This window comes from Microbacterium halophytorum, assembly GCF_002970975.1.
Lineage (GTDB): Bacteria > Actinomycetota > Actinomycetes > Actinomycetales > Microbacteriaceae > Microbacterium > Microbacterium halophytorum.
The window spans coordinates 86,855-108,703 of the sequence record NZ_PNFA01000015.1; the positions used below are offsets into that span (position 1 = coordinate 86,855).

The following is a 21,849-nucleotide window of genomic DNA, read 5'->3' on the forward strand; positions in this document are numbered from 1 at the left end:
CAACCCGCCGTCGGCATCCTGGAACCATGCTCGACACACCTGTGCCCTCCGCCGCCCGCGCTGGCGGCGTGCGCCTGGCCGGCGTCGAGCGCACGTTCGCGACCAAGGAGGGCCCGCGCACCGTGCTGCGCGGCATCGACCTGGAGCTCGGCGCCGCCCAGATCGTGGCGGTCGTCGGCCCCTCCGGCTGCGGCAAGTCGACCCTGCTGCGCCTCATCGGCGGCCTGGATTCGCCGTCCGCCGGCGACATCCGGCTCGACGGCGAGGCGGTCAGCGCGCACGACGACTCGACGGCCATCGCGTTCCAGGAGCCGCGCCTGATGCCGTGGCGCACGATCGCGCAGAACGTCGCGCTCGGCCTCCCCCGCGGGACGAAGCGCGCGGCGGCCCGCGAGCGCGTCGCCGAACTCCTCGACATCGTCGGCCTCAGCCACGCCGCCGACCAGCGCCCGCGCGAGGTGTCCGGCGGCATGGCGCAGCGCACCTCCCTCGCCCGCGCCCTCGCCCGCAGCCCCCGCGTCCTCCTGCTCGACGAGCCGTTCGGCGCGCTGGACGCGCTGACGAAGCTCAAGATGCAGGACCTGCTCCTCGACATCCATCGCGCACAGCCGACGACGATCCTCCTCGTCACGCACGACGTCGAGGAGGCCCTCTACCTCGCCGACCGCGTCCTGCTGCTGCGCAACCTGCACGCCGCGCCCGCCGAGCGCGACCGGCCTCGCGCGAGGGTCGTCGCCCTCGGCTCGACGTCCGGCATCGGGGCGCTCGGCTCCGCCGGCCCGCACGGCACCGCGTCGGCGACCGCCGCGGAGGCGCCGCAGAACCGCGACTCGATCGCCCGCGTCGTCACCGTTCCCGGCGCCCGGCCGCGCGACCGCGGCTCGCGCGCCCTCACCGACCTGCGCACCAGCCTGCTCGACGGGCTGGGCGTCTCCCACCACCACCACCCGATCACCGCCAAGGAGAACTCATGAGCACCATCACCCGCCGACTCGTCCCCGCGACCGCCGTCGCCGGGACCATGGCGCTCATGCTCACCGGATGCCTCGCGGGCGAGGGCGGCGACAGCGGCGGTTCGGGCGACGGCGGCGAATGGTCGAAGGACACGCTCGCGATCGACTGGGCGACCTACAACCCGCTGAGCCTCGTCATCAAGGAGCAGGGCATCCTCGAGGAGGAGCTGGGCGACGACGTCGCGGTCGAATGGCTGCCGTCGGCCGGCAGCAACAAGGCCAACGAGCTGCTGCGCTCCGGATCGGTCGACGTCGGCTCGACGGCCGGCTCGGCGGCCCTGTTCGCCCGCGCGAACGGCTCCCCCATCAAGGTCATCGACATCTACTCCCAGCCGGAGTGGTCGGCGATCGTGGTCGGCCCCGACAGCGAGATCACCGAGCTCGCCGACCTCGAGGGGACCTCGATCGCGGCGACGAAGGGCACCGACCCGTACTTCTTCCTCCTGCAGGCGCTCGAGGAGGGCGGCCTCACGCTCGACGACGTCGAGGTGCAGAACGTGCAGCACGCCGACGGCCGCTCCCTGCTCGACGGCGGTTCGGTCGAGGCCTGGGCGGGCCTCGACCCGATCATGGCCGCCGCCGAGGTCGAGTCGGGCGACGAGCTGATCTACCGCAACGTCGATTTCAACACCTACGGCTTCCTGAACGCGACGGAGGACTTCATCGAGAACCACCCCGACCTCGCGCAGGTCGTCGTCGACGCGTACGAAGAGGCGCGGGTCTGGGCGCTCGAGAACCCGGACGAGACGGCGCAGCTGCTCGCGGACGCCGCATCGATCGACCTCGAGGTCGCGAAGACGGTGATCGACGAGCGCTCGAACCTCGGCGTCTCGGGCGTTCCCGGCGACGACCAGCTCGCCGTGCTCGAGGCGATCTCGCCGATCATCGCCGACTCCGGCGACGTCCAGGGCGGCCAGGAGGCCCTCGATGAGGCGCTCGCGACGATCGTCGACGACCAGTTCGCCGCGAAGGCCGTTGGATGACGCAGGTCCTGACCGCGCAGAAGGGGGCCGCCGCGCAGCGCGCCCCCTTCTGGTCGCGCACGTGGGTGAGGATCGCGGGCGGCTTCGTCGTGCCCGTAGTCATCTTCGCGGCGTGGCAGTTCGTCACCGTCACGGGGCTCGTGCCGCCGTACCGCCTGCCCTCCCCCGGTTCCGTCGCCGCCGCGGCCGGCGAGCTCATCCGGAGCGGCGACCTCTGGCTGCACATCGCGATCTCGCTGCAGCGCGTCGTCCTCGGCTTCGTCTTCGGCGCGATCATCGCCCTGGCGTTCTCCGCCGTCGTCGGCCTCTCCCGGGCCGGCGCCGTGCTGCTCGCGCCGATCCTCGTCGCGCTGCGCGCCGTTCCCTCCCTCGCCTGGGTCCCGCTCCTCATCCTGTGGATGACGGTCGGCGAGGAATCGAAGGTCACCCTGATCGCGATCGGCGCGTTCTTCCCCGTCTACACGACCGTCGCCGACGCACTGCGCCACGTCGACCCGCAGCTCGTCGAAGCCGGCCGGACGTTCGGCCTGCGCCGCTGGTCGCTGTTCCGCACGGTGCAGCTGCCCGCGGTCGTCCCGTCCGTCGTCTCCGGCCTGCGCCTCGCGCTCGCCCAGGCGTGGCTGTTCCTCGTCGCGGCCGAGCTGATCGCCTCGTCGATGGGCCTCGGCTTCCTGCTGAGCGACTCGCAGACGTCCGGCCGCGTCGACCGGATCATCCTGGCGATCATCCTGCTCGCCCTGCTCGGCACCCTCACGAACGGGATCCTGGTGCTGGTCGAGAAGGCCGTCCTGCGGAGGTGGATGTGATGTCGGAACCGGATGCCGAGGCACGCCTCGCCGAGACCCGTTCGTTCCCCGCCCCGGCGGCGTTCTCCGCGCAGGCGAACGTCACGGAGTCGGCGTACGCGGAGGCCGAGGCCGACCCCGTCGCGTTCTGGGAGCGCGCCGCCGAGCGCCTCGCCTGGGCGGAGCCGTGGCACACGCCCCACACGTGGGAGCCGCCGACCGAGACGCCCGACGGGCTCACCGTACCGAAGGCCGAGTGGTTCGTCGGCGGCCGGCTGAACGTCGCCTACAACTGCGTCGACCGGCACGTCGAGGCCGGCCGCGGCGGCAAGGTCGCGCTCTTCTTCGAGGGGGAGCCGGGCGATCGCGAGGCCGTGACGTACGCCGACCTGCAGCGCCGGGTCGCCCGCGCCGCGAACGGGCTGACCGAGCTCGGCATCGGGCCCGGCGACCGCGTCGTGGTGTACCTGCCCGTCCTCGTCGAGACCGTGGTGATCGCGCTCGCCTGCGCCCGCATCGGCGCCGTGCACTCCCTCGTGTTCGGGGGCTTCTCGGCCGAGGCCGTGCGCTTCCGGCTCGAGGACACCGGCGCCAAGCTGCTCGTCACGACCGACGGCCAGAACCGCCGAGGAAGGCCCGTCGAGGTGAAGTCCGCCGCCGACGAGGCCGCCGCGGGTCTCGAGCACCTCGAGCACGTCCTCGTCGTCCGCCGCACTGGTCAGGACGTGCCATGGACCGACGGCCGCGACGTGTGGTGGCACGACGTCGTCGAGGCCCAGTCGAGCGAACACGCGCCAGAGGCGTTCGATTCCGAGCATCCGCTCTTCATCATCTACACCTCGGGGACGACGGGCCGCCCGAAGGGCCTCGTCCACACATCCGGCGGCTACCTGACGCACACGAGCTGGGCGCACTGGGCCCACTTCGACGCCAAGCCGGATGACGTGCACTGGTGCACCGCCGACCTCGCGTGGGTCACGGCGCACACCTACGAGATCTACGGCCCCCTGTCGAACGGCCTGACCCAGGTGATCTACGAGGGCACCCCGGATGCGCCGCACCGCGAGCGGCACCTCGAGATCATCGAGCGCTACGGCGTAACCGTCTACTACACGGCGCCCACGCTCATCCGGACGTTCATGACGTGGTTCGGCGGTGCGCTGCCCGATGGGCACGACCTGTCGAGCATCCGGCTGCTGGGCACCGTCGGCGAGGCGATCAACCCCGAGGCCTGGGTCTGGTTCCGGAACGCCTTCGGGCGGGGCGAGGCTCCCGTCGTCGACACCTGGTGGCAGTCGGAGACGGGCGCCGCCATGATCGCGCCCCTGCCGGGCGCAACGACGCTGAAGCCGGGTTCCGCGACGGTCGCGCTGCCGGGGATCGACATGGCCGTCGTCGACGAGCAGGGGCGCCCGGTTGCGCCCGGCCGTTCCGGCACGCTCGTGTCGCGGCGGCCGTGGCCGGGCATGGCCAGGACTGTGTGGGGCGACCCCGAGCGCTACCGCGACTCTTACTGGGCCGCATACGCCGGTCGCGGCGAGCACGGCGGCTACTACGTGGCCGGCGACGGCGCGACGATCGACGAGGACGGCTGCATCTGGATCCTCGGTCGGCTCGACGACGTCGTGAACGTGTCGGGGCACCGGCTCTCGACGATCGAGATCGAATCCTCGCTCGTCGCCGACCCCGCCGTCGGCGAGGCGGGCGTCGCCGGCGTCGCCGACGCGCTCATGGGCCAAGCTGTCGCGGCGTTCGTGACGGACGGCTCCGCGGGCGCCGCCGACCCCGCCGCGCTCCGCGCCAGGGTCGCGCACGACATCGGCCCGATCGCGAAGCCGAAGCACATCATCCGGGTCCCCGAACTGCCCAAGACGCGGTCGGGGAAGATCCTGCGGAGGCTGCTCGCGCAGCTGTGGCAGGGCGATACGCTCGGCGATACGACCAGCCTGCAGAACCCATGGGCCGTCGACGGCGTACGCGATGCCGTGCGCCTCGCCCAGACGAAGGAGACCAGATGAGCGAGCACCAGTTCGGGTTCCGGACCCGCGCTCTCCACGCCGGCGGAACGCCGGACGCCGCGACGGGCGCGCGCGCCGTGCCGATCTACCAGACGACGTCGTTCGTCTTCGACGACGCCAAGGACGCCGCGAACCTGTTCGCGCTGCAGAAGTACGGCAACATCTACTCGCGCATCGGCAACCCGACGGTCGCGGCGCTCGAGGAGCGCATCGCGTCGCTCGAGGGCGGCATCGGCGCGGTCGCGACGGCCAGCGGCATGTCGGCCGAGTTCATCACCTTCGCGGCGCTCGTGGGCGCGGGCGACCACGTCGTCGCCTCCGCTCAGCTGTACGGCGGCACCGTGACTCAGCTCGACGTGACGCTGCGCCGCTTCGGCGTCGACACGACGTTCGTCGCGAGCGACGACCCCGAGGAGTTCCGCAAGGCCATCCGCGCCAACACCAAGGTGCTCTACACCGAGGTGATCGGGAACCCCGGCGGCGAGATCGCCGATCTCGAGGGCCTCGCCGCCGTCGCGCACGAGGCTGGCATCCCGTTCGTCGTCGACGCGACTCTCGCGACGCCGTACCTCGTACGGCCGATCGAGCACGGCGCCGACATCGTCATCCATTCGGTGACGAAGTTCCTCGGCGGCCACGGCACGACGCTCGGCGGCGTGGTCGTCGAAGCAGGCACGTTCGACTGGGGCAACGGGAAGTTCCCCACCATGACCGAGCCGGTCGAGTCGTACGGCGGCATCCGCTGGTGGGACAACTTCGGCGAGTACGGCTTCCTCACGAAACTGCGCAGCGAGCAGCTGCGCGACATCGGCCCCGCCCTCAGCCCGCAGTCGGCGTTCAACCTGCTGCAGGGCATCGAGACGCTCCCGCAGCGCATCGACGGGCACGTCGCCAACGCCCGCGTCGTCGCCGAATGGCTCGCGTCCGATCCGCGCGTATCGTTCGTGACCTGGGCGGGCCTCGACGGCCACCCCCACCAGCAGCGCGCGCAGAAGTACTTCCCCCTCGGGCCCGGCTCGGTCTTCGCCTTCGGCGTGAAGCCGACGGGCGAGTTCGCCGACGAGGACGCGCGGCTCGCGGCGGCTCGCTCGACGGGCGAGAACGTGATCGAGTCGCTGCAGCTGGCCAGCCACCTCGCCAACATCGGCGATGCGCGCACGCTCGTGATCCATCCCGGGTCCACGACGCACCAGCAGCTGACGGCCGAGCAGCTGACGGCGGCGGGCGTGCCCGCCGACCTCATCCGGATCTCCGTCGGCCTCGAAGACGCGGAGGACATCGTGTGGGATCTCGACCAGGCCCTCACCAGCGCGACGGGAGTGGAACGATGACCGATGCATGTGCCTTCACGCCGCCGGCGGCGCCGTCGGGCGGAACCGACCCCGCCCACGCCGACCGCACCTGGCAGGGACCCGGCGCCGGTGCGCGCCTCGACATCCTTCGGCGCGCGAAGTCGATCGCGATCGTCGGCGCGTCGAACAACCCGGCGCGCGCGAGCTACTTCGTCGCCACGTACCTGCTGTCGAGCTCGCCGTACGACGTGTACTTCGTCAATCCGCGCGCCGACGAGATCCTCGGCCGGAAGGCGTACGCCTCGCTCGCCGACCTGCCCGTCGTGCCCGACATCGTCGACGTGTTCCGCAAGGACGCCGACCTGCCGGGCGTCGCACGCGAAGCCGTCGCGGTCGGCGCGAAGGCGCTGTGGCTGCAGCTCGGATCGTGGAACGAGGAGGCGGCGGCGATCGCCGAGGCGGCCGGCCTCGACGTCGTGATGGACCGCTGCGTGAAGATCGAGCACGCGCGCTTCCACGGCGGCCTGCACCTCGCCGGCTTCGACACCGGCGTGATCTCGTCGAAGCGCCAGGTCATCGCCCGCTGACCCCTGACATGGAGGAACGCCCGCTCCCCGAGGGGAGCGGGCGTTCCTCCGTATCAGCTCAGCCGTCGTAGCCGCGGGGGTTCCTGCTCTGCCAGTTCCAGACGTCGCGGGTCATGTCGTCGATCGTGCGGGCGGCCTTCCAGCCCAGCTCGCGCTCGGCCACGGCGGGGTCGCAGTAGGTCGCGGCGAGGTCGCCGGCGCGGCGCGGCGCCATCTTCTTCGGCAGCTCGCGGCCGACCGCCTTCTCGAACGACGAGATCAGCTCGAGCACGCTGACGGGGTTGCCCGTGCCGAGGTTGTACGCCTTCAGGCCCGGCTCGGCCTTCTCGAGCGCGGCGACGTGGCCGTCGGCGAGGTCGACGACGTGGATGTAGTCGCGCTGGCCGGTGCCGTCCGGGGTGTCGTAGTCGGTGCCGTACACGCTGATCTCGGAGAGCCCGCCGACCGCGACGCGCGCGACGTACGGCATCAGGTTGTTCGGGATGCCCTTCGGGTCCTCGCCGACGAGGCCCGACTCGTGCGCACCGACCGGGTTGAAGTAGCGCAACAGGGTGATGTTCAGCTCGGGATTCACCCGCTGCACATCGCTGAGCACGACCTCGTTCATCAGCTTCGACTTCGAGTACGGGTTCGACAGCTCCACGAGGTTGCGGGTCGCGCCCTCGCCGAACGGCAGGTCGGCCGGGTCGGAGTACACCGTGCCCGTCGACGAGAAGATGAACGACCGGATGCCCCTGGCGATCCCGACCTCGAGCAGAGCGAACGTGGAGCCGAGGTTGTTCCGGTAGTAGTCGAGCGGCTTCTCGACCGACTCCCCCACGGCCTTCTTCGCCGCGAAGTGCATGATCGAGTCGAACGGGCCGAACTCGTCGAACACCCGCTCGACGTCGGCGACGCTCGCCGCACTGCCCGAGGCGAGCGGCGCCGCCTTGCCCGTGATGCTCTCGATGCGCGCCGTGACCTCGGCGCTCGTGTTGCTCAGGTCGTCCAGCAGCACCGCCTCGTGGCCCGCCTCGATGAGGGCGATCGCAGTGTGGGTTCCGACATATCCGGCGCCGCCGGCGAGAAGTACGCGCATGGGGTCCAGTCTACGAGGCGGCGGGCCCTGGAACGCCGAACGACCCCCGTGCCGCGCGGCACGGGGGTCGTTCGGCAGGGGTTACGCGCCCAGCTCGAGGAGCCGCTCGATGACCTCGGCCGGCATGCCGAAGCTCACGAGGCGGTTCAGCGGCATGTCGCGACCCATCGGGCTGAGCTCGCCGTCGGGCGTCATGAAGATGCCGAACGACTCCGCGAGCTGCTCGCGGGCCGCGGGCCCCGCGACGGGGTGCGAGAAGGCGTCACCGACGGAGGAATCGCGCGTCAGCGGAACGACGACCTCGTCGCCGGCGAGCGCGACCGTCGCCGCGCCGCGGATGTCCCGGCTCGACGCGCCGACCTCGACGGCGCACTCCCCGCCCTCGACGACCCAGCGCTCCGCGCGCGTCGACCAGTAGGCGAGGTCGCGACGACGGATCGTGAGCGCGACCGTCGCGGTCTCGCCCGCCGCGATCTCGACGCTCTGGAACGCCTTCAGCTCGCGCGGCGCGCGTTCGACGGATGAGCCGGGCATCGACACGTACGCCTGCACGACCTCGCGGCCGGCGACGGAGCCGGTATTGGTCACATCGACCGTCACGTCGATGCCGCCATCGGAGTTCGCCGAGGCGACCGCATCGCCGTAGGAGAACTCGGTGTAGCTGAGGCCGTGACCGAACGGGAAGGCCACGTCGATCCTGCGGGCGTCGTACCAGCGGTAGCCGACGTAGAGGCCCTCGCCGTAGCGCACGTGCTGGCTCTCGCCGGGGAACGCCGTGTAGGCCGGGGTGTCCTCGAGCCGGTACGGGAACGTCTCGGCGAGCCGGCCCGACGGGTTGACGGCGCCGTAGAGCACGTCGGCGACGCCCGAACCGCCCGCCTGACCGAGCAGCCAGCTCTCGACGATGGCCGGCACGCGATCCGCGAAGGGCAGCGCGACGACGCCGCCGTTCGAGAGCACGACGACGGTGTTCGGGTTCGCCTCGACGACGGCGTCGATCAGCGCGAGGTGCTCGCCGGGCAGGTCGATGTGCTCGCGGTCGAAGCCCTCCGACTCGTCCTCATCCGGGAGCCCGACGAACACCAGCGCGACGTCGGCGCCGGCGGCCGCGGCGACGGCCTCGGCGCGCAGAGAGTCGAGGATCTCGTCCGCCGGCTTCGGCGACTTGACGGCGCTCATGCCGATGCCCTCCGGCGCATCCGGGAGCACGTAGCCGGGCGCGTAGGCGACGGAGCCTGCGACCTCGCGGATCGCGTCGAGTGCGGTGTCGACCTTCGTCGGGTTGATGTGGCTCGAGCCGCCGCCCTGATAGCGGGGCTTCTCGGCGAACTCGCCGATCACGGCGACCTTCTGGGCCGGCTTCAGCGGCAGCGCTCCGCCGTCGTTCTTGAGCAGCACGATCGAGCGGCCGGCGGCCTCGCGCGCCAGCGCGTGGTGCGCGTCGACGTCGAGCGGATCAGACACGGCCGCGCGCTCGTTCGCGCGGCGGATCAGGTTCAGAACGCGCGCCGCCGAGCGGTCGAGGTCGGCCTCGTCGAGCGTTCCGGCACGCACGGCGTCGACCAGCTGCCGATCGGTGACGCCGCCCGACGACGGCATCTCCAGGTCCATCCCGGCCCGGATGCCCTCGGTGCGCACGTTCGACGCACCCCAGTCGCTGACGACGAGGCCTTCGAAGCCCCACTCGTCGCGGAGCACCTCGGTGAGCAGGAACGGGTCCTCCGAGGCGTACACGCCGTTGACGCGGTTGTAGGAGCACATCACCGTCCACGGCTGCGTGTCCTCGACGACGCCCTGGAATGCGCGCAGGTAGATCTCGCGAAGGGGGCGCGGGTCGATGTCGCTCGAGACCCGCATGCGATCGGTCTCCTGGTTGTTCGCCGCGAAGTGCTTCAGCGAGGTGCCGACTCCCTGCGACTGGATGCCGCGCACGACGCCCGAGCCCATGTCGGAGGCCAGGATGGGGTCCTCCGAGAAGTACTCGAAGTTGCGGCCGCACAGCACGCTGCGCTTGATGTTCACGCCGGGGCCGAGCACGACCGCGACATCCTCGATCGCGGCTTCGCGGCCGATCGCCTCGCCGACGCGGCGCGCCAGCTCCGGATCCCACGAGGCGCCGAGCCCGACGGCGGGCGGGAAGCACGTGGCGGGCACGGAAGCATTCAGACCGAGGTGGTCGCTCTCCCCCGCCTGCTTGCGGAGGCCGTGGGGACCGTCCGTGACCATGATGCTCGGCACGCCGAGCCGTTCGATCGCCTTCAGCCGCCAGAAGTCGAGGCCGCTGGTGAGCGCGGCCTTCTCTTCGAGCGTGAGGTCTGAGATGTCGGGGAAGGACGCGTCGGTCATGACTCTCCATCGTGTCGAGGGCGGATGCAAAAACCTTATGACGTTCGCTTTTGAAACACAAGTGACATTCGGGTTTAATGGGGCCATGGCACAACGGGGCGCGTATGCGAAGGGCATCGCCAAGCGGGAGGAGATCCTCGCGGTGGCGCTCGATGTGATCGCACGCCACGGGTACCGCGGTGCGTCCGTGCGCGAGATCGCCGATGCCGTCGGCCTCAGCCAGGCCGGCCTCCTGCACTACTTCGGCAGCAAGGACGCGCTGTTCACCGCCGTCCTGATGAAGCGCGACGAGGTCGACGCCCCGGCCTCCGCCCGCCGGGATCCGCTGGAGGACCTCGTGCGCATCGTGGCGCACAACGCCGACGTCCCCGGCCTCGTGCAGCTCTACGCGCAGCTCTCGGTCGAGGCGGCCGATCCGGAGCATCCGGCGCACGGGTACTTCGCCGAGCGCTTCGCGCGCCTGCGCGAGCGCTTCGCGGCATCGCTGCGCGCCGGCCAGCGCGACGGCGCGCTGCGAGCGGGCTTCGACCCGGATGCGACGGCCGCCCTCGTGATCGCCGCGACCGACGGCCTGCAGGCGCAGTTCCTGCTCGACCCGTCCTTCGACATGGCCGCGACGCTCAGGGCCATGCTCGACGACCTGCGGGCCTGACGGCCGCGTCGCCGCTCAGCGCGGCGCGAGCTCGCCGCCCGACTCCCGCAGGTAGCAGGCCCCGCACAGCGACTCGTACGTGACGTTGTGGTTGTCGAGGGGCGCACCCTCCGCGTCGATCGCGACCTGGTCGCCGTCGAACACGAAGCGCCCACCGACCCTCCGGCCGTTGAACAGCGCCTTGCGCCCGCAGCGGCAGATGGTCTTGAGCTCCTCGAGGGAATGCGCCAGCTCGAGCAGGCGCCGCGAACCGGGGAACGCCAGGGTCCGGAAGTCGGTCCGGATGCCGTAGGCCATCACGGGCACGCCGTCCTCGACGGCCACGCGGAACAGGTCGTCGACCTGGGCCGGCGCCAGGAACTGCGCCTCGTCGACGAGGAGGCAGGCGATGTCGGCCGGCGCCTCCGGCTGGATCAGCGCATCGCCGGCCCGCCTGCGGTACGCGGCGCGCTCGTCGCGGAAGCGCGCGCGGGCGTCGTCGTCCGGGCCGATCAGGAAGTCGACGGGCCTCGCGACCCCGAGGCGGGACGCGACCGTGTCGGCGGCCTTGGTGTCGACGGACGGCTTGGCAAGGAGGACCGCCTGACCGCGCTCCTCGTAGTTGAACGCCGCCTGCAGGAGAGCCGTCGACTTCCCCGAGTTCATCGCCCCGTATCGGAAGTACAGCTTCGCCACCGGATCAGTTTACTGAACGGCGCCCCCGCCCCGCCGCAGGGACCGGGCCGAGAGAACGAGGAGATCCCGCATCATCGAGGACGAAATCTCGCGATCGCTCCTCGACAACGCCGATCCTCCTCGATCCGGCGCACCCCGCACCCGCGGGCCCGAGCGCTGCGGCCCGCGCGGGGCGTCGGCGGGGCCGGGCCGCTGGCCGGGCTTCGCTCACAGCCGCGCTCGCCCTGCGCCGCGCCTCCACAGGGCCGCGACGCGCTTCCCGCGGCGCCGCCCGGGTTCCTAGCGTGATCGTGATCAACCCACCACCGAAGGAGCCCACGATGCCCGTCTACACCGTCGACAGCGAAGAGATCCAGACCAAATCGGCCGCCGTGCAGGCGACCGTCGGACGCGTGCAGTCCGAGACCGCGGCGCTGCAGGGTCAGCTCGCCGACCTGCAGCGCTCGTGGACCGGTCAGGCCGCCGCGGCGTTCCAGGTGAGCGCCGATAATTGGCGCAGCGTGCAGCTCCGGGTCGACGAGGCCCTGGCCGCGCTCGGCAACGCGCTCGCGATCGCCGGCACCGGCTACGCCGAGGCCGAGCAGAGCGCGGCGTCGATGTTCCGCTGACGCCGCCCCGCACGCAGACGAGCGGCCCCCTCCCGAAGGAGGGGACCGCTCGTCAGTGCCGAGACGGCTGGATCAGAAGTCCATGCCGCCCGTCGGGTCGCCTGCCGGGGCGGCCGGAGCCTTCTCCGGCTTGTCGGCGACGACGGCCTCCGTGGTGAGGAACAGGCCGGCGATCGACGCGGCGTTCTGCAGCGCCGAACGGGTGACCTTGGCCGGGTCGATGATGCCGGCGCCGAACATGTCGACGTACTCGCCGGTCGCGGCGTTCAGGCCCTGGCCCGAGGGGAGCTCGGCGACCTTGTGCGCGACGACGCCCGGCTCCAGGCCGGCGTTGAGGGCGATCTGCTTGAGCGGAGCCTCGATGCCGATGCGGACGATCGACGCACCGGTCGCCTCGTCACCCGTGAGCTCGAGCTTGCCGAACGCCGCGGCCGCGGCCTGCAGCAGTGCGACGCCGCCGCCGGGGACGACACCCTCTTCGACGGCCGCCTTCGCGTTGCGGACGGCGTCCTCGATGCGGTGCTTGCGCTCCTTGAGCTCGACCTCGGTCGCCGCGCCCGCCTTGATGACGGCGACGCCGCCGGCGAGCTTCGCGAGGCGCTCCTGGAGCTTCTCGCGGTCGTAGTCGCTGTCGGTCGCGTCGATCTCGCGACGGATCTGCGTGACGCGACCCTCGATCTGGTCGGCCTCGCCCGCGCCCTCGACGATCGTCGTCTCGTCCTTGGTGACGATGACCTTGCGCGCACGGCCGAGCAGCTCGAGCTCGGTGTTCTCGAGCTTGAGGCCGACCTCCTCGGTGATGACCTGGCCGCCCGTGAGGATCGCGATGTCCTGCAGCTGGGCCTTGCGGCGGTCGCCGAAGCCCGGAGCCTTGACGGCGACGGACTTGAAGATGCCGCGGATCTTGTTCAGCACGAGAGTCGCGAGCGCCTCGCCCTCGACGTCCTCGGCGATGATGACGAGCTCCTTGCCCGACTGGATCACCTTGTCGACGATCGGCAGAAGGTCCTTGATGTTCGAGATCTTCTGGTTCGCGATGAGGATGTACGGCTCCTCGAAGACGGCCTCCTGGCGCTCAGGGTCCGTGACGAAGTACGGGTTCAGGTAGCCCTTGTCGAAGCGCATACCCTCCGTGAGCTCGAGCTCGGTGCCGAAGGCCTGGGCCTCCTCGACCGTGACGACGCCCTCCTTGCCGACCTTGTCGATGGCCTCGGCGATCAGCTCGCCGATCTCAGGGTCGGCGGCCGAGATCGACGCGGTCGCGGCGATCTGCTCCTTCGACTCGACCTCCTTGGCGTTCGCCAGGAGCTCCTCCGAGACGGCGGCGACGGCCTTCTCGATGCCGCGCTTCAGGCTGATGGGGTCGGCACCGGCCGCGACGTTGCGCAGGCCCTCGCGCACGAGCGCCTGGGCGAGCACCGTGGCGGTCGTGGTGCCGTCACCGGCGACGTCATCGGTCTTCTTCGCGACCTCCTTGACGAGCTCGGCGCCGATCTTCTCGTACGCGTCCTCGAGCTCGATCTCCTTGGCGATCGAAACACCGTCGTTCGTAATCGTGGGGGCGCCCCACTTCTTCTCGAGCACGACGTTGCGACCGCGGGGGCCGAGCGTCACCTTGACGGCGTCGGCCAGCGTGTTGAGGCCGCGCTCGAGGCCGCGGCGGGCCTCCTCGTCGAAAGCGATCATCTTTGCCATGAGTGTGTCGTCCCTCCCGGACGTATGCGTATGGGTTTAGCACTCTGAACATCCGAGTGCTAATACGCATTCTGGCACTCGACCCCATCGAGTGCAAGCCGCGGGAGAGCTGTTCGTCACGGGCGGACGATCGATGCGCGTGCGGCAGCGCGCCGGGCCGCGAGCGCCCGCTCGACTGCGGCCGCGTCAGGCGGCGGCGATCGCGTGCTGCGCGACGGCGAGCACGGGGCCCTGCCCCGCGGGGGCGCTCAGCAGCGGGTTGTCCTGCGCGAGCGCGAGGAAGCCGACGACAAGCGCCGCCCCGAAGACGACGAGGGCGATCACGACCCACATGAGAACCACGATGCCCCTGGCGTGCGGCTCGTCCGCGCGGTGCGCTCCGATGCGGCCGCGCTGGCGGGGAACGTCGTCGAAGCGGTCTCGGGGATGCGTCTCGGTCGGCACGACCAGCATGTTACCCGCGGCGCCTGTGCTCGGCATCCGGATCGTCGATCGGCAGCGCCGGCTACCGGCGCGCGGCGATCGCGGGCGCCGCCCGCCTGGCGACGCGCTCGTCGCGCACGCGGCGCAGTCGCTTGACGAGCAGCGGGTCGTGCTCGAGGGCGTCCGCCGTATCGATCAGGCGCCCCAGCAACTGGTAGTAGCGGGCGGGCGTCAGCCCGAGCTCGGCGCGGATCGCTTCCTCCTTGGCGCCCGCGTGCACGGACCAGCGCGCCTCGAACGCGAGGATGTCGCGGTCCCGATCATGCAGCGCCATGACCCCCACGCTACGCGCGCGACCCGTGCATCCGGTGACACCACACCGCGGCGCTCGTAGAGTGAAACCATGGATTACGAGGTGACGAAGACCGACGACGAATGGCGCCGGCAGCTCGACGAAGCGCAGTACCAGGTGCTGCGCCAGGCCGCGACAGAGCGGCCGTTCATGGGCGAGCTCCTCGACGAGGAGCGCGCGGGACTGTACGCCTGCGCCGGATGCGGCAACGAGCTGTTCCGCAGCGGCACCAAGTTCGACGCGCACTGCGGGTGGCCGAGCTTCTACGAGTCGGTACGGCCGGAGGCCGTCGAGCTGCTCGAGGACCGCACCCACGGCATGGTGCGCACGGAGGTCCGCTGCGCGCGCTGCGGCGGCCACCTCGGCCACGTGTTCCCCGACGGCTTCGGCACCCCCACGGGCGACCGCTACTGCATGAACTCGCTCGCGCTCAGCTTCAGCCCCGAGTGAGATCGGGGTGGGGTCGGGCTGCCAAAGGGCAGCCCGACCCCACTGCCCTTTCTGGAGTCCTCGGCCTCGGCACTGCGATCTTCCCCGCTTCGCGGGAAAGATCGTGCCGAAGCCTGCGGGGCGGGTGCCTGAGGACAGCGGGTCGGTCAGGCGTCGGCCGACTCGCGCTTCGGAAGCACCCATCCGGGGCGGACGAAGTGGCAGGTGTAGCCGCCGGGGTTGTCGATCAGGTAGTCCTGATGCTCCGGCTCGGCCTCCCAGAAGTCGCCGGGCTCTTCGATCGTCGTGACGACCTCGCCCGGCCACAGGCCCGAGGCGTCGACGTCGGCGATCGTGTCGCGCGCCGTGGCCTCCTGCTCGGGCGAGAGTGGGAAGATCGCCGAGCGGTAGCTCGTCCCCACGTCGTTGCCCTGGCGGTTCAGCGTCGTCGGGTCGTGCGTCTGGAAGAAGAACTCCAGGATCGCGCGGAACGACGTCTCGTTCGGGTCGAACAGGATCTCGACGGCCTCTGCGTGGCCAGGGTGGTTGCGGTAGGTGGCGTGATCGTTGTCGCCGCCCGTGTAGCCGACGCGCGTGGTGAGCACGCCGGGCTGGCGCCGGATGAGGTCCTCGAGGCCCCAGAAGCAGCCGCCTGCGAGGACGGCCGTCTCGGTGCCCTGTTCCTGGGTGATGCGCCCTGTGTCTTCGGTTCCACTGGTCATGCGGCACGCTCCTGAGTGTCGTCGGGTGTTGTGAAGAGTCGGAGATACTCACCGTATCCCTGCGCTTCGAGGTCGGCGACCGGCACGAAGCGGAGGGACGCGGAGTTCATGCAGTAGCGCAGCCCGCCCGCGGCGCGCGGGCCGTCGTCGAAGATGTGGCCGAGGTGGCTGCGTGCTCCCGACGAGAGCGCCTCGGTGCGCGTCATCCAGAGCTTGTCGTCGACGGCCGTGCGCACGGCGCCCTCCTCGATCGGGCGCGTGAAGCTCGGCCAACCCGTGCCGCTGTCGTACTTGTCGAGGGATGAGAACAGCGGCTGCCCTGAGACGACGTCGACGTAGATGCCGTCCCGCGCGTTGTCCCAGTACTCGTTGCGGAAGGCCGGCTCCGTGCCGCCTTCCTGCGTGACCCGGTACTGGTGCGGGGTGAGGCGGGCGACTGCCTCCTGGGTCCTGCGGTATTCGGTGGACATGATCTGCCTCCTGTTCCGCCGCCGCTGGCTGCGGCGACACCCGGTACAACGCACGCCCGCCGAGTTTTGGTCCCGAATGTCTGGGAGCCGGCTGTGACTTCAGTCGAGTACCCACCGCCGCGCCAGCAGTGGCGCGATCGTTCGCACAGACCTCGAACGATCGGACACGCCGGATGCCCCTGCCGCCGCTGCCCCGCCCCGCAGGCGTCGGCACGATCTTTCCTGCGGAGCAGGGAAGATCGCATGCCGACGCCGAGGACTCCAAAGAACACAACGGGATCTGGCTGCCCTTCCGGCGGCCAGATCCCGCGTCGGCACGATCTTTCCTGCGGAGCAGGGAAGATCGCAGACACCGCCGGGGCCCCGCCCTCCCTGCCAGCCCGGCCCGCCCCGCAGGCGTCGGCACGATCTTTCCTGCGGAGCAGGGAAGATCGCATGCCGACGCCGAGGACTCCGAAAAACGACACGAAAATGGGGCCCCTTTCGGGCCCCATTCTTCGTGTGCCGGCTGAGGGGTTCGAACCCACGACCCCCGCTTTACAAGAGCGGTGCTCTGCCAACTGAGCTAAGCCGGCGCGCATCCCATCCTATGACGACGGCGGGATGCCCGTGACCCTCGGGTCATTCCGTCGGTGCGGGCGACGGACTCTCGTAGAACTCGCTGCTCTCGATCGTGAGGACGAACTGGCTGAGCTCGCCCGGGTCGTCGAGGGCTCCGGTGTAGGGCTGGTCGTTGACGAGGATCGTCGGGGCGCCCGTGAGCTGCTGACCGCTCTGCCCCGGCAGGCCGCCCTCGCTGAGCGCGGAGGTGGTCTCGCGCGCCCAGTCCGCGTACTTGTCCGTCTCGATGCAGGTGCCGACATCCGGGTTCTCGACGCCGACCTCGGAGGCCAGCTCCGCGAGCTCTTCGCTCGTGAGGCCGGGGGTGTCGACCTCCGGCTGCTCCGTCAGCAGCGCGTCGTTGTACGCCACGATGTAGCCGGCGTCGCCGCTGGCCACGCAGCCGGCGGCACCCATGGCCCGCTCCGAGTAGCGCGTGCCGTTGGACTTCGCCGTGAGCAGGGCGACGGGGTGGTACGTCAGCGAGATCGCGTCCTCCTCGACCCACTTCGCGAGCTGGGCCGCGTTGGAGGTGTGGAACAGGCCGGACTCCGGCGAGAGGTAGTCGACGTACACGTCGACGCGCACCCGCTCGGGCGCCTCGTCGTCCGAGGGCTCCTCCTCGGAGGATTCTTCCTCCGGCGCCTCCGTGGGCTCCGCGTCGGCGCCGTCGTCGAGCATGCTCGAGAGGTCCTTGTCGTCGAACACGAAGGCGCCTTCCGGGGCGTTGAACGGCTCGACAGCGGGCTTGGTGACCTCCGTCACGACGGTCTGCCGGATCCAGAGACCGGCCGCGACGAGCGCGGCGATCACGACGAGGACGATCACGACGCGCACGACGACCTTGCGCACGCGCTGCTTGGTCGAAACGCGCTTCGCCTTCTGCCGCACGGCGACGCGCCGCTCGGCAGCCGAAGCGGCGTCGGCGGTGTCGTCGGCTTCCGCCAGGCTCGCGTCGGCGTCGTACTGCTCTGCGCCCTCGACGTCGTCCGCTTCCGGCCGATCGTCGCTGGGTCCGCGATCCCGGTTCGACATGATCCTCCCTCGCCGCTCGCGCGGCCCTGATACAACCCAGAAGACACTAGGGCACGTTGCTGGGAGCCGCCGCCACGCACCCGCGCGGCGGGGAGCGGATCGGCGGAGTATGGGAAACCGCTTCACGTGTGCCATACTGATTCCGGCCCAGAGACGGGCCGCGGCGGTCGTACCCGCCGTTCCATTCACTACGGATCGTCCGGCACGTACCTGCCGGTGAAGGAGAAATGATGGCTTCGGTCACCTATGAGAAGGCCACCCGTCTGTACCCCGGCGGAGAGCGCCCGGCCGTTCACGAGCTCCAGCTCGACATCGCAGACGGCGAGTTCCTCGTCCTCGTCGGCCCGTCCGGCTGCGGGAAGTCCACCTCGCTGCGTATGCTCGCCGGCCTCGAAGAGGTCAACGAGGGCCGCATCCTGATCGGCGACCGCGACGTCACCGACGTGCCGCCGAAGGACCGCGACATCGCGATGGTCTTCCAGAACTACGCGCTGTACCCGCACATGACCGTCGCCGAGAACATGGGCTTCGCGCTCAAGATCGCCGGCGTCAGCAAGGACGAGCGCGCCCAGCGCGTGCAGGACGCGGCGAAGCTGCTCGACCTCGAGCCCTACCTCGACCGCAAACCGAAGGCCCTCTCGGGCGGTCAGCGCCAGCGCGTCGCCATGGGCCGCGCGATCGTGCGCGAGCCGCAGGTGTTCCTGATGGACGAGCCGCTGTCGAACCTCGACGCGAAGCTGCGCGTGCAGACGCGCACGCAGATCGCCTCGCTGCAGCGCCGCCTCGGCGTCACGACCGTCTACGTCACGCACGACCAGACCGAGGCCCTGACGATGGGCGACCGGATCGCCGTGCTGAAGGACGGCCTCCTGCAGCAGGTCGGCACGCCGCGCGACCTGTACGAGTCGCCCGCGAACGAGTTCGTCGCCGGCTTCATCGGTTCGCCCGCGATGAACCTGTTCCCGACGGAGGTCGTCGACGGCGGCGTGAAGTTCGGCACCGAGACGGTTCCGCTCGACCGCTCGACGCTCGCCGACGCGACCGGTTCGTCGGTCACGGTCGGCGTGCGCCCCGAGGACCTCCACGTCGTCTCCGACGGCTCGGCGGGCCTGCGCGTCAAGGTCAACCTCGTCGAGGAGCTCGGCGCCGACGGCTACCTCTACGGCACGATCGAGGGCGGCGACAAGGAGATCGTCACGCGCGTCGACGGCCGCGACCACCCGATGGCCGGCGACGTCGTCACCCTCTCTCCCGTGCAGAAGCACGTGCACGTCTTCGACGGCACCACGGGCGAGCGCCTCACGAAGGAGCGCATCATCACCACGGTGTGATCACTCCGACGGCGCGAGGGGCGCGGGTCCGGCATCAGCCGGGCCGCGCCCCTTCGCCGTCCCGGCCGCGCCGCACGGCGAAGGCCCCGCGGTCTCGCCGGTCCGGCGTGCGGACTCGCGAGCGCCCCGGGGGCCGTTCGGCGCCTGTGCCCGGCTCAGAGGTCGGCGCGCTCGATCTCGGCGCGCAGCGTCGAGACCTGGTACAGCGCGACCGAGGCGGCGATACCGGCGTTCAGCGATTCGGTCGCGGCGGAGATCGGGATCGACACGATCTGGTCGCAGTTCTCGGCGACCAGGCGGCTGAGGCCCTTGCCCTCGCTGCCGACGACGACGACGATCGGGCGGTCGGCGAGCTCGAGCGACGACAGCGCGACGTCGCCGTCGCCGTCGAGGCCGAGCACGAAGACGCCCTGCTTCTTCATGTCCTTGAGCGTCGACGTCAGGTTCCCCGCCAGCGCAACGGGCGTGCGCGCGAGCGCGCCGGCACTCGTCTTCCACGCCGCCGAGTTCACACCCGCCGACCGGCGCTGCGGCACGATGACGCCGTGGCCGCCGAAGGCCGCGGTCGACCGGATGATCGCACCGAGGTTGCGCGGGTCTGTGATGCCGTCGAGCGCGAGCAGGAGCGGGGTCTCGCCCCGCTCGAAGATGCCCTCGAGGAGATCCTGCGGCTGCGCGTACTCGTAGGGCGGAACCTTCAGGGCGACGCCCTGGTGCACGCCGTCGAAGCCGGCCATCCGGTCGAGCTCGGGCTTCGTGACCTCGAGCACGGGCAGCTCGCGCTTGCGCGCGATCGACAGCATCTCCTTGACGCGGTCGTCCATCTCGATCCGCTGGGCGACGTACATCGCCGTCGCGGGGATCTTGGCGCGCAGCGCCTCCAGCACCGAGTTGCGGCCCGTCACGTGCTCGACGTCCGAGCCGTCGCGGGGCTGCCGCCGCGGTGCCGGCCGCTGGCCGCCGCGCTTGGCCTCCGACCGCTCCGCGAGCTGCTTGCTCTTGTACGCCTTGTGGTACGGCCGATCCTCGGCCTTCGGCGTCGCGCCGCGGCCCTCGAGCGAGCGGCGCCCCTTGCCGCCCGACCCCTTGGTCGGGCCCTTCTTGCCCTTGCTCGCGCCGGGGCGCCCTGGCTTAGCCATCGATGCTCCAATGTGTTCCGTCTGCGGTGTCTTCGAGCGTGACGCCCGCCGCCGCGAACATGTCGCGGATGCGGTCGGCGGTCGCCCAGTCCTTCGCTGCGCGCGCCTCGGCGCGCTGCGAGATGAGGTGATCCATCAGGGCCGAGAGCGCCTCGTCGGCGGCACCGGATGAGGCGCCGGCGGCATCCTGCGCCGCGAAGCCCAGAACGCCCATCATCGCCGATACGGCTGAGAGCGCGCCCCGTGCGGCCACCTCGTCTCCGGCGTCGAGCGCCGTGTTGCCCGCGCGCACGGTCTCGTGCAGCGCGGCGAGCGCCTGCGGCACGCCGAGGTCGTCGTCCATGGCCGCCGCGAAGGCAGCGGGGACATCGCCCGGCTCCGCGTGCCCGACGGCGCGCGCGGCGCGCTCCTGGAACCCGCGGACGCGTTCGAGCGCCGACGCCGCCTCGTCGAGCGCCCGGTCGGAGACGTCGAGGTTCGAGCGGTAGTGGGCCGCAGCGAGCGCGTAGCGCACGACGTCGGCGGGGCGCGCGGCGAGCAGGTCGGCGGCCGGCGTGAAGTTGCCGAGCGACTTCGCCATCTTCTGCCCGTCGACCGTGACGAGGCCGTTGTGCACCCAGTACTTCGCGAAACCGTGGCCGGCCGCGGCCGACTGCGCCAGCTCGTTCTCGTGGTGCGGGAAGCGCAGGTCGAGCCCACCGCCGTGGATGTCGAACTCCTCGCCGAGGTACCGGCGCGACATCGCCGAGCACTCGATGTGCCACCCAGGCCTGCCGGCGCCCCAGGGCGACGCCCAGACCGCGCTCTCCGGCTCGCCCTGCTTCGCCGCCTTCCACAGCGCGAAGTCGTGCGGGTCGCGCTTGCCTCGGGGGTCGGCGTCGGCCGCGTCCTCCATCTGGTCGGTCGACTGGTGGGTGAGCGCGCCGTACTCAGGCCACGAGCGAACGTCGAAGTACACGTCGCCTCCCGCGGCGTAGGCGTGGCCGCGCTCGATGAGCTCGGCGATCAGCTCCTGCATCTGCGTCACCGACGCCGTCGCGCGCGGCTCGTACGTCGGCGGCAGGATGCCGACCGCCTCGTACGCGGCCGTGAACTCGCGCTCCATCCGGTACGCGAGGGCCCACCACGGCTCATCCGGCGTCGCGTTCTGCAGCACCTTGTCGTCGATGTCGGTGACGTTCCGCACGAACGTCACCCGGGGGTACCGGTGCGCGAGCCAGCGGCGCAGCAGGTCGAACGCGAGAGCGGCGCGGACGTGCCCGACGTGCGGCCCCGACTGCACCGTCGGCCCGCACACGTAGACGGTGACGTTCTCGGGGTCGAGGGGCGAGAAGTCGCGCAGCTCCTGCGCGCGGGTGTCGTACAGCCGAAGGGTCACCCCTCCAGCCTAAGGTCCGCGTGCGCCGATGCCCGCAGACGACGCGTGATCCGCTCCGCGCGATCACTGCCGCACCCCGCATCCGCCGCGGTCGCGAAATCCGCGCCGCATCGTCGGATGTCAAGCTGTGTGGAGTCACTCGGTTCAGATTGTGACTGCTTCTTTGTTGGGTAGGTTGATGCCGACGTGGTCGGCGGGTGATGGCGTGACCGGCCGGCTCCGGAACCGTTCGGGGTGG

At 71.0% G+C, this 21,849-nt stretch carries 21 protein-coding genes and 1 tRNA gene; 10 read left to right on the top strand and 12 right to left on the bottom strand.

What is annotated here, in order from left to right; genetic code table 11:
- Positions 1-26 precede the first annotated feature (26 nt).
- Genes C0010_RS13515 through C0010_RS13540 form a run of 6 tightly spaced genes read left to right on the top strand, consistent with a single transcriptional unit; the run spans position 27 to position 6,678 of the window.
- Positions 27-974, top strand: coding sequence for an ABC transporter ATP-binding protein (locus tag C0010_RS13515; RefSeq protein WP_105567617.1), 948 nt, complete (start codon positions 27-29; stop codon positions 972-974).
- Positions 971-1,996 (top strand): aliphatic sulfonate ABC transporter substrate-binding protein, encoded by a 1,026-nt coding sequence (locus tag C0010_RS13520; RefSeq protein ID WP_105567618.1) that lies wholly within the window; start codon positions 971-973, stop codon positions 1,994-1,996. The genes C0010_RS13515 and C0010_RS13520 overlap by 4 nt, the downstream gene beginning before the upstream one ends.
- Complete coding sequence (locus C0010_RS13525; protein WP_105567619.1) at positions 1,993-2,802, top strand: ABC transporter permease; 810 nt, start codon at positions 1,993-1,995, stop codon at positions 2,800-2,802. Before C0010_RS13520 ends, C0010_RS13525 begins: the two co-directional genes overlap by 4 nt.
- A complete protein-coding gene (gene acs, locus C0010_RS13530) occupies positions 2,802-4,799 on the top strand; it encodes an acetate--CoA ligase (protein WP_105567620.1) in 1,998 nt (665 codons plus the stop codon). Before C0010_RS13525 ends, acs begins: the two co-directional genes overlap by 1 nt.
- Entirely contained in the window at positions 4,796-6,130 is a 1,335-nt protein-coding gene (locus C0010_RS13535; RefSeq protein WP_105567621.1) for an O-acetylhomoserine aminocarboxypropyltransferase/cysteine synthase family protein, read from the top strand. Before acs ends, C0010_RS13535 begins: the two co-directional genes overlap by 4 nt.
- Positions 6,127-6,678, top strand: a complete 552-nt coding sequence (locus C0010_RS13540) for a CoA-binding protein (protein ID WP_105567622.1) — start codon at positions 6,127-6,129, stop codon at positions 6,676-6,678. Before C0010_RS13535 ends, C0010_RS13540 begins: the two co-directional genes overlap by 4 nt.
- A 58-nt stretch (positions 6,679-6,736) precedes the next feature.
- Here the strand turns inward: C0010_RS13540 and galE are convergent, their stop codons facing one another.
- The gene (gene galE, locus C0010_RS13545; RefSeq protein ID WP_105567623.1) at positions 6,737-7,756 is read right to left on the bottom strand and encodes a UDP-glucose 4-epimerase GalE; all 1,020 of its coding nucleotides are present in this window, start codon (positions 7,754-7,756) and stop codon (positions 6,737-6,739) included.
- A gap of 81 nt (positions 7,757-7,837) precedes the next feature.
- The gene (locus C0010_RS13550) at positions 7,838-10,102 is read right to left on the bottom strand and encodes a glycoside hydrolase family 3 C-terminal domain-containing protein (protein WP_105567624.1); all 2,265 of its coding nucleotides are present in this window, start codon (positions 10,100-10,102) and stop codon (positions 7,838-7,840) included.
- 85 nt (positions 10,103-10,187) lie between these two features.
- Between C0010_RS13550 and C0010_RS13555 the strand changes: the two genes are divergently transcribed.
- On the top strand, positions 10,188-10,754 hold the full coding sequence (locus tag C0010_RS13555) for a TetR/AcrR family transcriptional regulator (protein ID WP_105567625.1): 567 nt from the start codon (positions 10,188-10,190) through the stop codon (positions 10,752-10,754).
- Positions 10,755-10,769: 15 nt separating this feature from the next.
- On the opposite strand, the gene C0010_RS13560 is transcribed toward C0010_RS13555, so the two are convergent.
- Entirely contained in the window at positions 10,770-11,429 is a 660-nt protein-coding gene (locus C0010_RS13560) for a thymidine kinase (RefSeq protein ID WP_105567626.1), read from the bottom strand.
- A gap of 320 nt (positions 11,430-11,749) precedes the next feature.
- Between C0010_RS13560 and C0010_RS13565 the strand changes: the two genes are divergently transcribed.
- Positions 11,750-12,037 carry a WXG100 family type VII secretion target gene (locus C0010_RS13565; protein ID WP_105567627.1) on the top strand — a complete coding sequence of 96 codons (288 nt, stop codon included), beginning with the start codon at positions 11,750-11,752 and terminating at the stop codon, positions 12,035-12,037.
- Positions 12,038-12,109: 72 nt separating this feature from the next.
- Here C0010_RS13565 and groL read toward each other — a convergent pair whose 3' ends face one another.
- The 3 genes from groL to C0010_RS13580 form a co-directional block, all read right to left on the bottom strand.
- Entirely contained in the window at positions 12,110-13,732 is a 1,623-nt protein-coding gene (groL, locus tag C0010_RS13570; RefSeq protein WP_105567628.1) for a chaperonin GroEL, read from the bottom strand.
- Positions 13,733-13,918: 186 nt separating this feature from the next.
- Positions 13,919-14,212: a hypothetical protein gene (locus C0010_RS13575; RefSeq protein ID WP_158685520.1), complete on the bottom strand. Its 294-nt coding sequence runs from the start codon at positions 14,210-14,212 to the stop codon at positions 13,919-13,921.
- Between the two features lie 25 nt (positions 14,213-14,237).
- Positions 14,238-14,489 (bottom strand): DUF3263 domain-containing protein, encoded by a 252-nt coding sequence (locus tag C0010_RS13580; RefSeq protein WP_105567630.1) that lies wholly within the window; start codon positions 14,487-14,489, stop codon positions 14,238-14,240.
- A 69-nt stretch (positions 14,490-14,558) separates the two neighbouring features.
- Between C0010_RS13580 and msrB (C0010_RS13585) the strand changes: the two genes are divergently transcribed.
- Complete coding sequence (gene msrB, locus C0010_RS13585) at positions 14,559-14,957, top strand: peptide-methionine (R)-S-oxide reductase MsrB (protein WP_105567631.1); 399 nt, start codon at positions 14,559-14,561, stop codon at positions 14,955-14,957.
- Positions 14,958-15,103: 146 nt separating this feature from the next.
- On the opposite strand, the gene msrA is transcribed toward msrB (C0010_RS13585), so the two are convergent.
- The 4 genes from msrA to C0010_RS13605 form a co-directional block, all read right to left on the bottom strand.
- Positions 15,104-15,658: a peptide-methionine (S)-S-oxide reductase MsrA gene (msrA, locus tag C0010_RS13590; RefSeq protein ID WP_105567632.1), complete on the bottom strand. Its 555-nt coding sequence runs from the start codon at positions 15,656-15,658 to the stop codon at positions 15,104-15,106.
- Positions 15,655-16,128: a peptide-methionine (R)-S-oxide reductase MsrB gene (gene msrB, locus C0010_RS13595; RefSeq protein WP_105567633.1), complete on the bottom strand. Its 474-nt coding sequence runs from the start codon at positions 16,126-16,128 to the stop codon at positions 15,655-15,657. Before msrB (C0010_RS13595) ends, msrA begins: the two co-directional genes overlap by 4 nt.
- A gap of 502 nt (positions 16,129-16,630) precedes the next feature.
- Positions 16,631-16,703 (bottom strand) — tRNA-Thr (locus C0010_RS13600).
- Between the two features lie 46 nt (positions 16,704-16,749).
- Complete coding sequence (locus C0010_RS13605; protein WP_105567634.1) at positions 16,750-17,763, bottom strand: DsbA family protein; 1,014 nt, start codon at positions 17,761-17,763, stop codon at positions 16,750-16,752.
- Positions 17,764-17,993: 230 nt separating this feature from the next.
- Between C0010_RS13605 and C0010_RS13610 the strand changes: the two genes are divergently transcribed.
- Positions 17,994-19,094, top strand: coding sequence for an ABC transporter ATP-binding protein (locus C0010_RS13610; RefSeq protein ID WP_105567642.1), 1,101 nt, complete (start codon positions 17,994-17,996; stop codon positions 19,092-19,094).
- 155 nt (positions 19,095-19,249) lie between these two features.
- Here the strand turns inward: C0010_RS13610 and rlmB are convergent, their stop codons facing one another.
- Positions 19,250-20,233, bottom strand: a complete 984-nt coding sequence (gene rlmB, locus C0010_RS13615) for a 23S rRNA (guanosine(2251)-2'-O)-methyltransferase RlmB (protein ID WP_105567635.1) — start codon at positions 20,231-20,233, stop codon at positions 19,250-19,252.
- On the bottom strand, positions 20,226-21,611 hold the full coding sequence (cysS, locus tag C0010_RS13620; RefSeq protein WP_105567636.1) for a cysteine--tRNA ligase: 1,386 nt from the start codon (positions 21,609-21,611) through the stop codon (positions 20,226-20,228). Before cysS ends, rlmB begins: the two co-directional genes overlap by 8 nt.
- Positions 21,612-21,849 lie beyond the last annotated feature (238 nt).

What these genes read in the sequence shown, in the direction of transcription:
- C0010_RS13515 (WP_105567617.1), top strand. Translation starts at nt 27, where the DNA reads ATGCTCGACACACCTGTGCCCTCCGCCGCCCGCGCTGGCGGCGTGCGC.
- C0010_RS13520 (WP_105567618.1), top strand. Translation starts at nt 971, where the DNA reads ATGAGCACCATCACCCGCCGACTCGTCCCCGCGACCGCCGTCGCCGGG.
- C0010_RS13525 (WP_105567619.1), top strand. Translation starts at nt 1,993, where the DNA reads ATGACGCAGGTCCTGACCGCGCAGAAGGGGGCCGCCGCGCAGCGCGCC.
- acs (WP_105567620.1), top strand. Translation starts at nt 2,802, where the DNA reads ATGTCGGAACCGGATGCCGAGGCACGCCTCGCCGAGACCCGTTCGTTC.
- C0010_RS13535 (WP_105567621.1), top strand. Translation starts at nt 4,796, where the DNA reads ATGAGCGAGCACCAGTTCGGGTTCCGGACCCGCGCTCTCCACGCCGGC.
- C0010_RS13540 (WP_105567622.1), top strand. Translation starts at nt 6,127, where the DNA reads ATGACCGATGCATGTGCCTTCACGCCGCCGGCGGCGCCGTCGGGCGGA.
- galE (WP_105567623.1), bottom strand. Translation starts at nt 7,756, where the DNA reads ATGCGCGTACTTCTCGCCGGCGGCGCCGGATATGTCGGAACCCACACT.
- C0010_RS13550 (WP_105567624.1), bottom strand. Translation starts at nt 10,102, where the DNA reads ATGACCGACGCGTCCTTCCCCGACATCTCAGACCTCACGCTCGAAGAG.
- C0010_RS13555 (WP_105567625.1), top strand. Translation starts at nt 10,188, where the DNA reads ATGGCACAACGGGGCGCGTATGCGAAGGGCATCGCCAAGCGGGAGGAG.
- C0010_RS13565 (WP_105567627.1), top strand. Translation starts at nt 11,750, where the DNA reads ATGCCCGTCTACACCGTCGACAGCGAAGAGATCCAGACCAAATCGGCC.
- groL (WP_105567628.1), bottom strand. Translation starts at nt 13,732, where the DNA reads ATGGCAAAGATGATCGCTTTCGACGAGGAGGCCCGCCGCGGCCTCGAG.
- C0010_RS13575 (WP_158685520.1), bottom strand. Translation starts at nt 14,212, where the DNA reads ATGCCGAGCACAGGCGCCGCGGGTAACATGCTGGTCGTGCCGACCGAG.
- C0010_RS13580 (WP_105567630.1), bottom strand. Translation starts at nt 14,489, where the DNA reads ATGGCGCTGCATGATCGGGACCGCGACATCCTCGCGTTCGAGGCGCGC.
- msrB (WP_105567631.1), top strand. Translation starts at nt 14,559, where the DNA reads ATGGATTACGAGGTGACGAAGACCGACGACGAATGGCGCCGGCAGCTC.
- msrA (WP_105567632.1), bottom strand. Translation starts at nt 15,658, where the DNA reads ATGACCAGTGGAACCGAAGACACAGGGCGCATCACCCAGGAACAGGGC.
- msrB (WP_105567633.1), bottom strand. Translation starts at nt 16,128, where the DNA reads ATGTCCACCGAATACCGCAGGACCCAGGAGGCAGTCGCCCGCCTCACC.
- C0010_RS13605 (WP_105567634.1), bottom strand. Translation starts at nt 17,763, where the DNA reads ATGTCGAACCGGGATCGCGGACCCAGCGACGATCGGCCGGAAGCGGAC.
- C0010_RS13610 (WP_105567642.1), top strand. Translation starts at nt 17,994, where the DNA reads ATGGCTTCGGTCACCTATGAGAAGGCCACCCGTCTGTACCCCGGCGGA.
- rlmB (WP_105567635.1), bottom strand. Translation starts at nt 20,233, where the DNA reads ATGGCTAAGCCAGGGCGCCCCGGCGCGAGCAAGGGCAAGAAGGGCCCG.